Genomic DNA, 13,929 nt, shown 5'->3' on the forward strand with positions numbered 1-13,929 from the left:
GCGGGTAGGGTGCATGCGGTCAGGCCCCGCGACGTACAGACCTGTCCTCGATAAGCACGCTGGACTCCTCTGGAAAGCCCACGGCAATCTCTCCGCCGCCGCGAACCCGGACGCGCAGCGGCCGCCCGAGCTTGCGAGCCCGCTCGATCGCGAGCCGCTGCGCCCGGCCGAGCGGCACCGAGAGCGGCTCGCTGCCGCTGAGGACGGCCGGCTCTCCGCCGGAAGGCCGATCTTGGCCGGCAACGAGCATGTCCGAGAGCGCGCAGAGGTGCTCGACGATCGCCGGCGACAGGTCCTCGAGGAGCGGGAGGAGCTCGCGACGAACGCGAACGCGGGTGAAGCGGGGGTCGCCGTTGCTGGGATCCTCCGCGAAGGCCAGATGATGTCGGCCGAGGTGGGCCAGCACGTCGGCGCGGCGGGCGAGGAGCAACGGGCGGATGAGCTCGACGCCGGCTGCCGAGCCCGGCTCCACACCGCTGCACGCCGCGCCGGCGGCCTCAGGCCAGAGCGGAGCGCGCGGCGGCAGCACGGCCAACCCACGCGGCCCCGCGCCTCGCAGCAGGCGCAACAGCACCGTCTCGGCCCGGTCGTCCGCGGTGTGACCGGTCGCGATCGCGCGGGCGCCGTGCGCCGCCGAGGCAGCCGCAAGCGCGGCGAACCGGGCGGCTCGCGCCCTGGCCTGGAGATTCGCGCCGGGCGCCACGTCCACACGGGTGCTGGCATAGGGGACGCCGAGCCGCTCGGCCAGGTCGCGCGCGATCGCGAGCTCGGCCGCGGCCGCCGCGCGCAGGCCGTGGTCGACGCCGTGCGCGACGACCTCGTGGCCGATCCGCCGCCGGAGCAGCGCCAGGACGTGCAGCAGCGCCGTCGAGTCGGGGCCTCCAGAGCAGGCGCAGAGGACCACGTCGCCGCGAGCGAGCAGCCGCTCGTCCCGGATCAGCCGCTCGGCGAGGCGGATCAGCGACGGGGGGTGCGACCGGCCCCGCCTGGGCGGCGGGGCCGGTCCGGGGGACGGGCTCATCGCAGCTCGAACGCCTTGCAGAAGATGATCTCGTCGCGGTCGTCGAGCGACGGGCTCACGTGCGGCGCGACCGGGTAACCGAGCGAGCAGCGCGGCGCGCGCTCAGGAGGCGCGGCGACGCCCTCGTCGCGCTCGGTCTCCGCCGGATCGAACGAGGCGCAATCGGGGCAGGCGAACACGAGACGATAGCGCCGCGCCTCGTCGCGGAGGCGCTCGTCGAGGTGGTGAATCATCCCCGCAGCGTAGCGCAAGCCGCTGGGCGGAGGCGCCGTGCGGCCGCCCAGCGGCCCTCGGTCCGGGCTCGGCGGCGCTGCCTGCAGCGCGACGGGCTGACCGGTGGGACCGCGCAGCGCGGCGAGCTGCCCCGTGAGACCGCGCAGCTCAGCGAGCCGACCGGCGGGCGCGGGTGAGGCGGACGATCGATTCGATGTGGCTCGTCTGAGGGAAGAGCTCGACCGCCTCGATGTCCGTGATCTCGAAGCCGCCGCGGAGAATGACGCCGAGGTCGCGCGCCAGGGTGGCCGGATCGCACGAGACGTAGACGACCACGCGCGCGCCCGAGGCCGCGATCGCGCGCGCCGCGCCGGGCGCCCCGCCGCGCGGAGGATCCAGCACCACGACGTCGGAGCGCGCCGGGATCGGGACCTGATCGGCGTCCGCCTCGATCGCCTTGCCAGCGAGGCCGCGGGCGGCGAGATTCTGACGCAGGCAAGCGACCGCGTCGGGCGAGAGCTCCACCGCCGTGAACGACGCGAGCCCTGGAGCCCCCGGGGCGGAGGCGTCGGCAGGCGCGGCGACCGGGGAAGGTCGCGGCGCGCCGCGCGCGAGGAGCGCCGAGAGCGTCCCGCTGCCGGCGAACAGCTCCAGGACGTGCGGCGGCCGGGTCGAGTCGAGGTGAGCGAGCTCGGCGACGCGGCGGGCGAGCACGGCGCCGCCCTCCTCGGACGGCTGCCCGAAGCCGCCCGGCGCGAGGAGCAACGGCAGGCCGTCGGCGCCCAGGATCGCCGGCCGCGGATCACCGAACGACGCGGCCTCGCGCGCGCCGTCCAGCGTGACGCGGGCGCCGGCCCACGCGCCGCGGGCCGTGCGCTCGTCGAGCAGCTGCCACGCGGCCGGCGGGAGCTGGCCGCGCCACAGGATCTCGACCACCGGGCGGCCCGAGGCGCCCTGCGAGATGAGGACATCGCCCTCCCCCACGGCCCCGCGGAGGACGCCGGGCAGCTCGCCCGCGAGCGGCGCGATCGCGTCGACCAGCACAAGGCAGCGGTCGATCGCCACGACGGCGTGCGTCCTCGGCGCGCGGTAGCCCACGCGCACCTCGCCGCGCTCCGCGCGCGCGAAGAGCCGCGCGCGCGATCGGTAGCCGAGCGGCTGGGGCGCGGGATGCACACGGATCGGCGGCAGATCGGCGTCGGTGAGCGAGGTCGCCCGCGCGATCGCTTGCCGGAGGATCTGCTCGTGCGCGGCCTGCTGCGCCTCGACGCGGACGTGCATCCAGTCGCAGCCGCCGCAGGCGTCCGCGAAGCGGCAGGGCGGAGCGATGCGGTCGGCGCTCGGCTCGACCACGCGGAGCAGCCTGCCCCTCGCCGGGCGCGCGCTCCGATCGAGCTCGACCTCCACGAGGTCCCCCGGCGCCGTCGCGGGGACGAAGACGACCTCGCCCGCGAGCCGACCGACCCCCGCGCCGCCTGCGGCGAGCGCATCGATGCGCAGCTGAGCTCGCTCGCCGGCGCGGGGCCGCGCCCTGGCACCGCTCGAGCGGCGCTGAACAGTCTTCATCCCTTCATCGTAACGCGCCGCAGGCCCGTCGGGTCGCGGTGGACGAGAGAAGCTTCGCCGACGAGGGCGAGCTCGCGCTCGCGCCGGTCCCCTGCGGACCCCACGTACGCACCGGAACGCGGCTGGCCGGTGGTGGTCGCGCCGGTCGAGGCGGGCGGCGCAGCATCGACGCCCCTGGAGGGCGAGGGCTGCACGGTCATCGTCTTCATGTAGATCAGCGCTCCGATGCCGATGACGCACAGCGCGGTGAGGGCGATGACGGCGACGAGCACGAGCGTGTTCCTGCCGTTTCCCTTGGACACCGCGTCCTGCGTGGCGGCCCAGATGGCCGCCGGATCGGGGCGCGGCAGGGAGAGCGCTGTCTCGATCTGCGACTGGGGAGGCTGCGCCGGCGCGGTGGGCGCGAACAGCTGGGCCTGCCCCGAGGTCGTCGATACCGGCGGCGGGAACGCCGGTGCGGGCGGGCCGGCGAGAGGCGGAGGAACCTGGGCATAGCCCTGGCCGTTGAACGGCAGCGCGTACGGGACGGCAGCATGCCCCTGCGGCGGCGCGTCGAAGGCAGGGGTCCTGCTCACCTGCCGGTAACGCAAAGCATCGCTCGGGCCATGGGGGACCTGAGCTGGGGTCCGGGGCGGAGCCTGCTGCGGGAGCGCGATCGTGGACGCGAGCGAATCGTCCAGATCGCTGTCCAGGAGGTCCCCCTTGGGGAGAGTGATCCGATCGTCCGTGTCGAGGTCGAGCGGAGGAGTTGGATTCGCCGGGATCGGCGGAGGCGGAGCCATGGGATGGCCGCCGGGCGTGCGCGGTGGGCTCGCGTACCCGGGCGGCGCGCCGGGACGCACCGTGGGAAGAGCGGACCGGACGCCGCGCTGAGAAGGCGGCGCTGGCGCCCGCTCCGGCACCATGCCGGCCGCCGGGCGCAGCATCGGGCGCTCGCCGTGCGGAAGCGACCGCACCGGCTCGGCGTGCTCGCGCGTCGCGACCGTCGTCGGGACATCTTCGTCGTCGTCCATCAGCGACGTGGCCACCATCTGCCGGCCGGCCGCGTCCCGCTGCGGCGTGCTCCCGACCGGCGCGATCCCGCTCGCCGGCGCGGCGTTCTGTCGCAAGACCTGCGGCGGCGTGAGCCGCTCGTGCGGCTCAGGCTCCCGGCCGCGGCCGCGAAGCCCGACGCTGTCCGTGGCCGTGGTCGAGCTTCGCCCGCGCACCTGCTCGACGTTGATCGTGGACGTCACCTCCGCGGCCCATGCGAGGTGCGCCTCGCGCTTCTGGATGCGGTCGACAAACACCTGCTGCACGAAGTGCGCGACCTCTTCGGAGCCGACGAAGATCCCGCTCCTCATCAGGAAATTTTGCAAGGCCCGTGAAAATTCGCGCGCCGTCTGGAAGCGGTCCTGCTTGTGCTTGGCGAGCGCCTTCATGACGACGCTCTCCAGCTCGATGGGGTAGTCGGGCACGATCGTGGACGGCGGCGGGACCACGCAGGCCTGCACCTTCTCGAGGGTGTCGAGATCCGTGTCCATCCGGAAGAGACGCTGGTTCGTCGTGAGCTCCCAGAGGACGACCCCGAGCGCGAACACATCGGTCGTGCGATCGACCTCGATGCCCCGCACCTGCTCGGGAGACATGTACGCCAACTTGCCTTTCAGCGTCCCCGCGCGGGTGGACGACAGCCGATCGGCGACCTTGGCGATCCCGAAATCCACCACCTTGGTGTAGCCGTCGTAGGTGAGGAACAGGTTGTGCGGCGTCACGTCGCGGTGCACCAGGCCGAGCAGCTGGCCGTTCTTTCCACGCAGCTCGTGGGCGGCGTGAAGCCCCTCTGCCGCATCCGAGCAGATGCGCGCAGCGAGCTCAGGCGAGAGGCGCAGCCGGCGCTCCTCTGCGCGGCGCATCACCTCCCGGAGCGGCTCGCCGTGGAGATACTCCATGGCGATCCAGTAGGTGTTGTCGTCCTTCCCGAGGTCGAAGACCTGCGCGACATTGGCGTGGTTGATGCCAGCCGCGATGCGCGCCTCGTCCAGGAACATGTCGACGAACTGATCGTCCTCGACCAGATGAGGGTGGATCCGCTTGATCGCGACCCATTTCTGGAAGCCGCCCGGACCATCCATGCGGGCCAGGTGAACGCTCGCCATTCCGCCCACCCCGATCTCGTCGACCACGCGGTAACGACCCAGGAAGTAGGTCCCCTGCTGCTTCTCGGACTCCTTCGCGCGCGCTTCTGGCGATGAATGGGTCGACCCGGGGCTGTGAGGTCCGCCCATTCGTGATGCGGGTCGCGGCGGGGGTTGGGGCATGAGCGGTCACTACTTTACCGCGAGTTCGCGGCGCTTTGCCATGTCGTCTCGGCCGGGAGACCTGGCAGATGGTCAGCTTCAATCCACCTGGGTGCTGAAGGTTCCTGTCCCGACAGGTGGGACGCCACCAGAGACCCAGGACGGAGTGGCGACGGGCTCAGGGGAACGGTTGCCCAGGTTGACCTCGCTCGAAGTAGAACCGGAAACTCCCGGTGACCCGCGAGAGGAGCTCCTGCGGGATGGCGTCCGCTGGATGGCCGAGCCCGGCGTCGCGAGGATCACCGACCCAGATGTCGAACGTCGCGTCCGTGTACTTGTCGACCGCGGCCGTCTCGTTGGGATCGCCGCTGAACAGCGCATGGAACTTGATGGTCCCATCGACGGCGTAGAGCACGATGTTCTGGTTGTGGCACGACCGCTGGAGGTAAAGCGCCATGTGGACGAGCGGGGCGAGCCCCTCCGGCTTCGGCGTCGGCGGAGGCGAGCCCGGCAGCTCGACGCCGGGCGGGAGCCCGACGCTCAGGTCGACGTCGAGCTTGTTCACCTGCTCGTCCCCGCGGATGAGGCCGACGTCGTCGATCAGGACCGCGAGGCCGTCCGAGACCTCCTGGAGATCGCTGCCCCGCTGCACCCGGATCAGCAGCGTGGAGCGGTAGGGGACCGCGGCGAAGAAGTCGGGGCGCATGTCATAGCTGTCGTCCCAGCAGCCCGCCGCCCGCAACCGCGAGCTGTAGACCTCGCCGTCCCCCTGCCCGAGCGAGCACCCCAGCGAGAGAGCGCAGGCAACGGGCACGAGCAGGCGAGCCATCACGACGCCGCCCCCGCGCGAAGGGCGGCCTGGATGCGGCCGCCGCCGAGGACGCGGTCGCCCCGGTAAATCACGGCCATCTGACCGGGAGAGACGGCGCGCACCGGGCTGGCGAACCGCGCCACGAAGCTCTCCGCGCCCGTCGCAGGGTCGCGCCGCCGCTCGATGACGCCGGGCGCCCCCTCGTGCCGCGCGCGGACCCGCACCTCGGCCTCCAGGGGGAAGACCGCGTCGTCGCACCACACGGCGTCGGTGATCTCGGCGCCCGCGGCGTAGAGGTCGCCCTCGTCGCCGAGGTGCACCGCGCCGGACCCCGCGTCGAGGCCCACGACGAACGCGGGGCGGCCGAGCGCGACGCCGATGCCCTTGCGCTGGCCCACCGTGAACCCGTGCACCCCGCCGTGCGACCCGACCACGCGGCCGTCCCGATCGACGATGGGGCCGGGCCGGAGCCTGTCCGCCGCGCGCTCGGCCACGAAGGGCGCGTAGCGGCCGGAGGGGATGAAGCAGAGCTCCTGGCTCTCGCCCTTCTCGGCGCCCGGGAGCCCGCGGGCGATCGCCTCGGCGCGCACCTCCTCCTTGGTCGAGTCGCCGAGCGGGAAGAGGAGCCGCGACAGCTCGTCCGACCGGAGCATGTGCAGGAAATAGCTCTGATCCTTGTGTCGATCGCGGCCGCGGTAGAGCCGGGCCCCGCCCTCCTCCACGACGACCCGCGCGTAATGGCCCGTCGCCACCCACGAGACGCCCAGCCGCTCCGCCAGCGGGAACAGCTCCCGGAGCTTGACCGAGCGGTTGCAGGCCACGCACGGGCTCGGCGTCTCGCCCGCGAGGTAGGCGTCGACGAACGGATCGACGACGTGCTCGCGGAACAGGGCGCGGCGGTCGAAGGTGTAGTGCGGGATCCCGAGGTGGTCGGCGACCCGGCGGGCGTCGTGCTGATCCTCGGGCGCGCAGCAGCGGCTCTTGACGCTGCCGTCGTCGGGGTAGTCCCAGAGGTGCAGCGTCACGCCGACGACCTCGTAGCCAGCGTCGCAGAGGCGCGCCGCGGCGACCGCGGAGTCGACGCCGCCGCTCATCGCGATGAAGACGCGAGCCCCCGGGGAGGGCCGCTCACCGGGCTGCGCCGTACCGTCGGCCTCTCGGACAGGAGTTGCCATTTCCGTTCTTATAGCGTGAATCGCTCGCCGCGGTCGGGCGCCACGGGCGAACACGCGCGGGGCAACAGCGCGCAGCCGGAGGATCAGACCGGCTCGCCGCCATTCACCCTTGGCCACGCGAGCGACGCGCGTGTACCGTCTGCCAGATGCCGAGCGGGGTCGTGCTCGTGATCGAGGACGAGGAGTATGTCGCGGACCTGCTCGCCACCGCGATCCGCGAGGCGGGTTACGAGGTCATCTACTGCGCCACCGCGGAGGCCGGGCTCTCGACCGCCTGCACCCTGGAGCCCGAGTGCATCGTCTGCGACGTCGGCCTGCCCGACCACGACGGCTACTGGGTCGCCCGCAACGTCCGCACCCAACCGTCGCGGGTGTCCGTCACCCCCTTCCTTTTCCTCTCCGCCCTCGACGACCAGCAGTCCCGCCTCGAGGGGTTCCACGTCGGCGCCGACGTCTACATGACCAAGCCGTTCCGGGTCGGCGAGGTCGTCGCGCAGATCGGAGCCCTCGTGCAGATGGCGTCCCGCCTCCGCCAGCGGCGGGACAGCCTCATGTCCATCCCTGCCTCCGTCGACCAGACCGCGATCGAGGGCGACCTCAGCCAGATGTCCATCGCGACGGTCCTCACGGTCCTCGAGATGGAGCGGCGGTCGGGCGTGTTCGAGGTGAGCAGCAAGAAGCGGCGCGCGCAGCTCGACATCGCCGAGGGGTGCATCGTCCACGGGACCGTGGGCGGCACGCGCGTCTCGGCGCTCGCCGCGCTCCGCACCATGCTGGCCTGGAAGGTCGGACGGTTCGCGTTCATTCCGGGCAGCCGTCCCGTGCCGTCGGAGCGAAAATCCATCGCCGCCTACCTGCTCGAGGCCACCCGGCTCGAGGACGAGAGCACCCGTGTCGAGCTGCAGCTCTCGCCGTCGCGGCGCCGCCCGGAGCCCCGGATCGCGACGACGGCGCTCGGCGGGCCGTCGTCCCTCCTGGACGACGTCGCGCCGCCGTCGTCGCGCGCGCCGCTCGAGGAGCGCCTGCGCCGCGGGCCCGGCGTCACGCCGCGGAAGGCGGCCGACGGCGTCCTGACCCTCTCCGATGTGCCGCCGTCGCTCGAGCTGAGCTTCGAGCTCGAGGCTGCGTCCCCGGGGGCGCCTCCGACGCTGCGCTCGCTCGCCCGCATGGCCGCGAAGCCGCCGTCGAGCCGGCGCGGCGCGGTGGAGAGCGAGCCTCCCACGCTCCCGCGCGGCAAGAGCTGGCCCTCCCCGTCACGACCGCCGGCCCGCCGCTCGACCGAGTCGCCGCCTTCGCCGGCCCGCGTGGGCGAGGGGCAAGGCGCCGTGGAGACGGACGACCTCTCCCGCGGGACCCTCGCTCCTTCGACAAGCCAGCCGGTGAGCGACGAAGGTCCGCCGCGCACGAGCCCGGTCCCCCAGCGACCGGTGCCCGCCAGGCCCCCCCGCCCCGACGCGAAGAAACGTTGAGAGCGGGGAGTCGACCCCCCTCCCCCTCGGCCACCCCGGACGGGGGTCGACCGCGAGCCGATCGGGCTCCGCGAAGGCGCCAGGCCCCAACCGACTAGAGCGTCGCCTGCCGCTCCGCCTCGCCCGGATCGTGGTCGCGCAGGTAGCTCAGGTTCACAGCGTTCACGACGGCGTGCGCAAGGAACGGCCCGACGAGCGACCCCGTCGCGGCGAAGATGGCGCCGAGCCCCGCGCCGACCACCATGGCCCACCCCACCCAGACCCAGCGGCTCGGCCCGCGTATCTGGTGCGCCAGGCCGAAGACGAGCGCGCTCAGCAGCACGCCGAGGAGCGGCGTCAGGAGCCCGCGGAAGAGCAGCTCCTCCCCGAGGCTCGAGAGCCCCGCGAGGAGCAGGACCTGGCCGAGCGAGAGGTCCAGCGCGACAGGGCGGAGCTCGCTGTGCAGCCGCCGCGCCCAGTCGAACCGGGCCACGGCGATGCGCGTCATCACGACGACCCCGGCCGCCAGCGTGAGACCGAGCGCCGCGCTCATCAGCGACGCGGCCAGCGGCGGCAACGACAGCCACGGGCTCGGGTGGATCCACGGCAGTCCATCCCGCAGCACAAGGGCCAGCGCGATCGCCAGCGCCGCGAGGACGAGGTAGCCGGAAGCCGCGCGCATCGTCGCGTCGGTCCGGCCGGTCCGCGCCCATCGCGAAGGCATGTCCCATCATGGCACGCCGCCAGAAGCCGGTGAAGCGGCGCGCACCCTCACGACCCCTGGCCGAGCGGCTGCAACCGGACTACGTCGACGGCCATGCACGCGACCGTGGTCATCTTCCCGGGCTCCAACGCCGATGCCGAAATGATCCATACGCTCCGCGACGTGCTCCAGGTCCGCACGTCGACCGCCTGGCACCGCGACGCCGAGCTCCCCGCTGGCACCGACCTCGTCGCGATCCCCGGCGGGTTCTCCTACGGAGACTACCTGCGCTGCGGCGCCATCGCGCGCACGAGCCAGATCGTCCCCGCCATCCGGCGGCACGTGGAGCGCGGCGGCCTGGTGCTCGGCGTCTGCAACGGGTTCCAGATCCTCACCGAGGCGGGGCTGCTCCCGGGAGCCCTCACCCGCAACGCGCACCTCCGCTTCGAGTGCCGCGACATCTTCGTGACGCCGCGCGCGGAAGGGCCGTTCACGAGCGGCCTGCCTCGGGTGCTCCGCCTGCCGATCGCCCACGCCGAGGGGCGGTATCAGGCGGATCCGGAGACGCTCCGCAAGCTCGTCGAGGATCGCGCCATCGCGCTCCAGTACTGCAACCGGGAGGGGCTGGTCGGCGGGGACGCGAACCCCAACGGATCGGCGATGGACATCGCCGGCATCTACGGCGGGCCCCGGCGCAACGTGCTCGGGCTGATGCCCCACCCCGAACGGATGAGCGTGCCCTTCCAGGGCTGCGCGGACGGGCGCGCCCTGTTCGACGCCGTGCTGCACCACGTGAACGGCGCCCGCTCGGTATCCGCCGCGAGCGCGCCGTGAGCCAGGCGTCGGCCGGCGACGCCCGCTGCCGTGTGTGCGCCGCGGCGCTCACACCCGGGAGCGATCGCTGCCCCCAGTGCGGCGCGGACCAGCGCGCCGAGGCGTGCCCGCACTGCAGCGGCGTGGCCGGCGTCTCCGCGCACCCCGAGCTGCGCTTCCGGTGCGATGTCTGCGGCGGCCCGCGCGTCCCGGTGACCGACGCCCGCGTCAAGCGATCCGGCCGCGAGCTGCCGCTGCTCCAGAAGGCGCGCGCCGCGGCCTCGGCGCGCTCGGTCTGGCGGGCCGCGGGCATCGCGGCCAGCGCGCTCTTCGGCTTCGAGGTGTTCCTCTTCGCCGTGCTGCTGCTCGTCCTCGACGCGAGCGTCGGGCTCTTCGCCGCCGGCCTCCTGACGATGGCGCCCGTCGCCGCCTTCGCCCTCTTGTCGTTCCGGCGGGCCAAGTCGCGGAGCCGGGACATCGCGCCCGCGCTCGACGCCGCGTGGGTCTCCGTCGCGTCCGACGTCGCCCGCCAGACCGAGCGCCCGCTCACCGCCGGCGGGCTCGCCTCGACCCTCCGGATCGCCGAGCCCCAGGCCGAGGAGCTGCTCGCGCTGCTCGAGGTCAACGACGTCGTGCGCGGCGCGGTGAGCCCCGCGGGCGAGTTCGGCTACGCGCCGAAGCTCCGCGTCGGCGCCTCGCCGGCGGGCGAGCTCGGGGCCGGCGAGGCCGGGGCCGAGAGCGCGGCGCACGCCCTCGCCGCCGAGGACGAAGCGCTCACCGCCGAGCCCCTGACGCAACGGACCGCCCATGTCGAGCCCGCGAAGCGCTGATCCCAAGCCGAAGCCGGACGCCCCGCGGCAGAAGACCCGCGCGATCGGGCCTGCGCCGCAGGCGCGCCGCGCCCTGACCCACGTCGGCGGCGCGACGCGGCTCGAGGGCGACCCGGCCGACGCGGCGATGCTCGCCCACGCGCTCGACGTCGCCAGCTCGAGCACGGCGGAGGAGGCGGCCCGCGCCCACGTCCACGGGTTCCACAGCTACCCGGCGCGGATGCATCCGGACACGGCCCGGCGGCTCATCGAGGCGCTCTCCAGGCCGGGCGAGCGGGTGCTCGACCCGTTCTGCGGCAGCGGCACCGTCCTCGTCGAGGCCCGGCTCGCGCGCCGGGCAGCGATCGGCGTCGACGCGAACCCCCTCGCCGTGCGCCTGGCCCGCCTGAAGGTGCAGGACAGCACCCCGGGCGAGCGCGAGCGGCTCGTCGCCGCGGCCCGCGAGGTCGCGTCCGCCGCCGATGAGCGCCGCAAGGCGCGCGCCGGCCCGAGCCACCGGTACGGCCCCGAGGACGTCGCCCTGTTCGAGCCGCACGTGCTGCTCGAGCTCGACGGGCTCCGCGTCGGCCTCGACCGCCTCGCGGGCCACGGCGCCGACGCGCTGCGCGCGGATCTCGAGCTCGTCCTCTCGGCCATCCTCACGAAGCTCAGCCGCCGCACGTCCGACACGTCGGAGCACGAGCTGCCGCGGCGGATCGCCGCCGGCTATCCGGCGCGGCTGTTCATCCGCAAGGCCGAAGAGCTCGCCCAGCGCCTCGCCGATGTCGCCGCGCCGCTGTCCGCGAGCCCGCCCGCGTTCATCGAGGAGGGCGACGCGCGCGTGCTGCGCGGCGTCGAGCCCGGCTCGGTCCACCTCGCGGTCACGTCGCCGCCCTACCCGGGCGTCTACGACTACCTCGCCCACCACGAGGCGAGGCTGCGCTGGCTCCGGCTCCGGAGCGCCCGCTTCGAGCAAGACGAGATCGGCGCCCGCCGGCACCTCGATCCGCTCGGCCCCGACGCCGGCCGCGTGCGCTGGCGCGAGGAGCTCGGCGGCGTGCTCGTCGCGCTCGCGCGCGTCCTGCGGAGCGGGGCGCCGCTCGTGCTGCTGCTCGCCGACAGCGTGGTGGCCGGCGCGCCGGTCTACGCGGTCGACGTGGTCCGGGCCGCGGCGTCCGGGGCGCGCTTCGCGGTCCGCGCGGTCGCCTCGCAGCCGCGCCCCCACTTCCACCGCCCCACGGCGCGCGCCTTCCAGCGACGCCCGCGCCACGAGCACGCCATCCTGCTGATCCGCGCCTGATCCGCCGAAAATTGCCCCGCGGCGCGGGCCCATGGCAGGGTGCCCCGGCCTCGAGCAGGGCGTGACGCGGCCGGCACCGGCCGCCGGCGACGCCCCGGGCGCGCGACGATGGCAAGAGCACTCCTCGGACTTCTCCTCCTGTGTGGCACCTCCGTCCTCGGCTGCGGCACGGCCGGCGGCGAGGCCGGGAAAACCGATCTCGACAGCACGGGGGTCGACGCGTGCGACGGCTACCTGGCCACGATGACCGCCTGCGCCAGCAAGCTGCCCGCGGAGACGAGGAAGGGCCACGAGGCCGCGATCCGGATCGCGCGCGACGTGCTCGAGGCGAAGGCGGAGGCCGACGACGAGGCGCTGAAGGGCGACGCGAGGGCGGAGGCGCGCGGCGCGCTGTCGGCCGCCTGCAAGCAGATGAGCGACGAGGTCCGGGGCCGCGCCGCCTGCGACCGCTGACCGAGCGCGCGGCCACGCGCTGAACGGCGCGCGGGGCCGCTCGCCGCGCGTCACGTGAAGGTGGGCACCTCCGGCGGATAGTACTGCTGGAGGAACGACGCCCACTGCGGGCGCCGCTCGGCGTGGAACACGTCGCCCGCGAGCATGCTGGTGATGAGCTTGCGCATCGTGGGCCGCTGGTTCTCCTCGAACAGGGTCTCCCGGAAGTGGCCCTTGTAGAAGCCCTGCACGACGCCCAGGAAGAGATCGACGGCGTAACGGACCTCCGCCTCGTAGCCCGCGAACGCGGCGCGCGAGGTGTCCCCGGCCTCGAGCGCGCGGTGGATCGCCGTGGCCGCCAGATCGGCGCCCTTGATGGCGAGGTGCGCGCCCGTCGAGAAGAGCGGGTCGAGGAAACCGCCGGCGTCGCCCACGAAGAGCCAGCCGTCTCCGGCGAGCTGATCGATCCGGTACGAGAAGTCGGCGAGCGCTCCCACCGGCCTGGTGCGCCGCGCGTTCGCGAGGAACTCCCGCGCCCAGACGCTCTCGGCGACGGCGCGATCGAAGAGCTCGTCCAGGCTCTCCCCCTTCCTCCGGCTCCGGAGCCAGCTCGACGACACGACCGCGCCGACGCTCGTCACCTCGCCGCGGAACGGGATGAACCAGAACCACCCGTGCTCGAAGATGACCACCTGGATGTTGCCCTGGTGGATCCCTTCCTCGCGGACCACGCCCTCGTAGTGGGCGAAGAGCGCCGTCTTGTCGAGCTCGGCCACCTGCGCCTTGCGCCGCATCCTCGAGGCGAGGAGCGTATCCCGCCCCGTCGCGTCCACGATCACCGGCGCGCGGAGCTCGACGGCGTCGCTCGAGTCGGCGAGCGCGGCGTCGCCGGACCGAGCGCGAGGCCGCGCGCGCACCCCGACCGCGCGGGAGCCGTCGAACAGCACCTCGACGGCCTCCCACGACTCGCGCACCTCCGCCCCGAGCTCCGCCGCGTGCCGCAGCAGCAGCTGGTCGAACGCGTCGCGCTGCACCTGGTAGGCGAACTCGAACTTCGGCTCGAACGCGTCGGCGAAGCTGTACGTCCGCATCCGCCCCGTCGACGAGCACAGGAACCGGGCGCCGTATTTGCGGAGGAAGAGCGCGTCCAGCTTCTCGTCCAGCCCGAGCCGCTCGAAGATCTCGCGCGAGCGCGGCAGCAACGACTCGCCGATGTGAAAGCGAGGAAACCTCTCCCGCTCGAGCACGAGGGCCCGGCGGCCGAGCCTGGCCAGCGACGCGGCGAGCGTCGACCCACCCGGCCCGCCGCCGAGGATGATTGCGTCCCAGCGATCCGTCATGCGCCCGTCGTATAGTGCG

At 73.8% G+C, this 13,929-nt stretch carries 13 protein-coding genes; 5 read left to right on the forward strand and 8 right to left on the reverse strand.

All coding sequences use genetic code 11. The annotated features are described in order from the left end of the window. Positions 1-19: 19 nt before the first annotated feature. The 6 genes from tilS to mnmA form a co-directional block, all read right to left on the reverse strand. On the reverse strand, positions 20-1,021 hold the full coding sequence (gene tilS, locus WMF36_RS38065) for a tRNA lysidine(34) synthetase TilS (RefSeq protein ID WP_437575733.1): 1,002 nt from the start codon (positions 1,019-1,021) through the stop codon (positions 20-22). Further along, positions 1,018-1,254 carry a hypothetical protein gene (locus WMF36_RS38070; RefSeq protein WP_437575734.1) on the reverse strand — a complete coding sequence of 79 codons (237 nt, stop codon included), beginning with the start codon at positions 1,252-1,254 and terminating at the stop codon, positions 1,018-1,020. Before WMF36_RS38070 ends, tilS begins: the two co-directional genes overlap by 4 nt. Before the next feature lie 148 nt (positions 1,255-1,402). Beyond that, on the reverse strand, positions 1,403-2,800 hold the full coding sequence (locus tag WMF36_RS38075) for a class I SAM-dependent RNA methyltransferase (RefSeq protein ID WP_437575735.1): 1,398 nt from the start codon (positions 2,798-2,800) through the stop codon (positions 1,403-1,405). Next, entirely contained in the window at positions 2,797-5,067 is a 2,271-nt protein-coding gene (locus WMF36_RS38080; RefSeq protein WP_437575736.1) for a protein kinase domain-containing protein, read from the reverse strand. The genes WMF36_RS38075 and WMF36_RS38080 overlap by 4 nt, the downstream gene beginning before the upstream one ends. Before the next feature lie 190 nt (positions 5,068-5,257). Then, entirely contained in the window at positions 5,258-5,908 is a 651-nt protein-coding gene (locus WMF36_RS38085; RefSeq protein ID WP_437575737.1) for a hypothetical protein, read from the reverse strand. Beyond that, entirely contained in the window at positions 5,908-7,065 is a 1,158-nt protein-coding gene (mnmA, locus tag WMF36_RS38090; RefSeq protein WP_437575738.1) for a tRNA 2-thiouridine(34) synthase MnmA, read from the reverse strand. Before mnmA ends, WMF36_RS38085 begins: the two co-directional genes overlap by 1 nt. Before the next feature lie 146 nt (positions 7,066-7,211). On the opposite strand from mnmA, the gene WMF36_RS38095 reads away from it, so the two are divergent. Further along, positions 7,212-8,534: a response regulator gene (locus WMF36_RS38095; protein WP_437575739.1), complete on the forward strand. Its 1,323-nt coding sequence runs from the start codon at positions 7,212-7,214 to the stop codon at positions 8,532-8,534. A gap of 94 nt (positions 8,535-8,628) precedes the next feature. On the opposite strand, the gene WMF36_RS38100 is transcribed toward WMF36_RS38095, so the two are convergent. Next, entirely contained in the window at positions 8,629-9,237 is a 609-nt protein-coding gene (locus tag WMF36_RS38100) for a CPBP family intramembrane glutamic endopeptidase (RefSeq protein WP_437575740.1), read from the reverse strand. A 93-nt stretch (positions 9,238-9,330) separates the two neighbouring features. Between WMF36_RS38100 and purQ the strand changes: the two genes are divergently transcribed. The 4 genes from purQ to WMF36_RS38120 all read left to right on the forward strand — a co-directional run bounded on the left by purQ (position 9,331) and on the right by WMF36_RS38120 (position 12,591). Continuing rightward, positions 9,331-10,050 carry a phosphoribosylformylglycinamidine synthase subunit PurQ gene (gene purQ, locus WMF36_RS38105; RefSeq protein WP_437575741.1) on the forward strand — a complete coding sequence of 240 codons (720 nt, stop codon included), beginning with the start codon at positions 9,331-9,333 and terminating at the stop codon, positions 10,048-10,050. Further along, positions 10,047-10,859 (forward strand): zinc ribbon domain-containing protein, encoded by an 813-nt coding sequence (locus WMF36_RS38110; protein WP_437575742.1) that lies wholly within the window; start codon positions 10,047-10,049, stop codon positions 10,857-10,859. Before purQ ends, WMF36_RS38110 begins: the two co-directional genes overlap by 4 nt. Then, positions 10,837-12,138: a DNA methyltransferase gene (locus tag WMF36_RS38115; RefSeq protein ID WP_437575743.1), complete on the forward strand. Its 1,302-nt coding sequence runs from the start codon at positions 10,837-10,839 to the stop codon at positions 12,136-12,138. Before WMF36_RS38110 ends, WMF36_RS38115 begins: the two co-directional genes overlap by 23 nt. Positions 12,139-12,246: 108 nt before the next feature. Then, positions 12,247-12,591 (forward strand): hypothetical protein, encoded by a 345-nt coding sequence (locus WMF36_RS38120; protein WP_437575744.1) that lies wholly within the window; start codon positions 12,247-12,249, stop codon positions 12,589-12,591. Positions 12,592-12,641: 50 nt separating this feature from the next. On the opposite strand, the gene WMF36_RS38125 is transcribed toward WMF36_RS38120, so the two are convergent. Continuing rightward, positions 12,642-13,910, reverse strand: coding sequence for an NAD(P)/FAD-dependent oxidoreductase (locus WMF36_RS38125; protein ID WP_437575745.1), 1,269 nt, complete (start codon positions 13,908-13,910; stop codon positions 12,642-12,644). Between the last annotated feature and the right edge of the window lie 19 nt (positions 13,911-13,929).

It is taken from the genome of Sorangium sp. So ce887, assembly GCF_051521455.1.
Classification (GTDB): domain Bacteria; phylum Myxococcota_A; class Polyangia; order Polyangiales; family Polyangiaceae; genus Sorangium.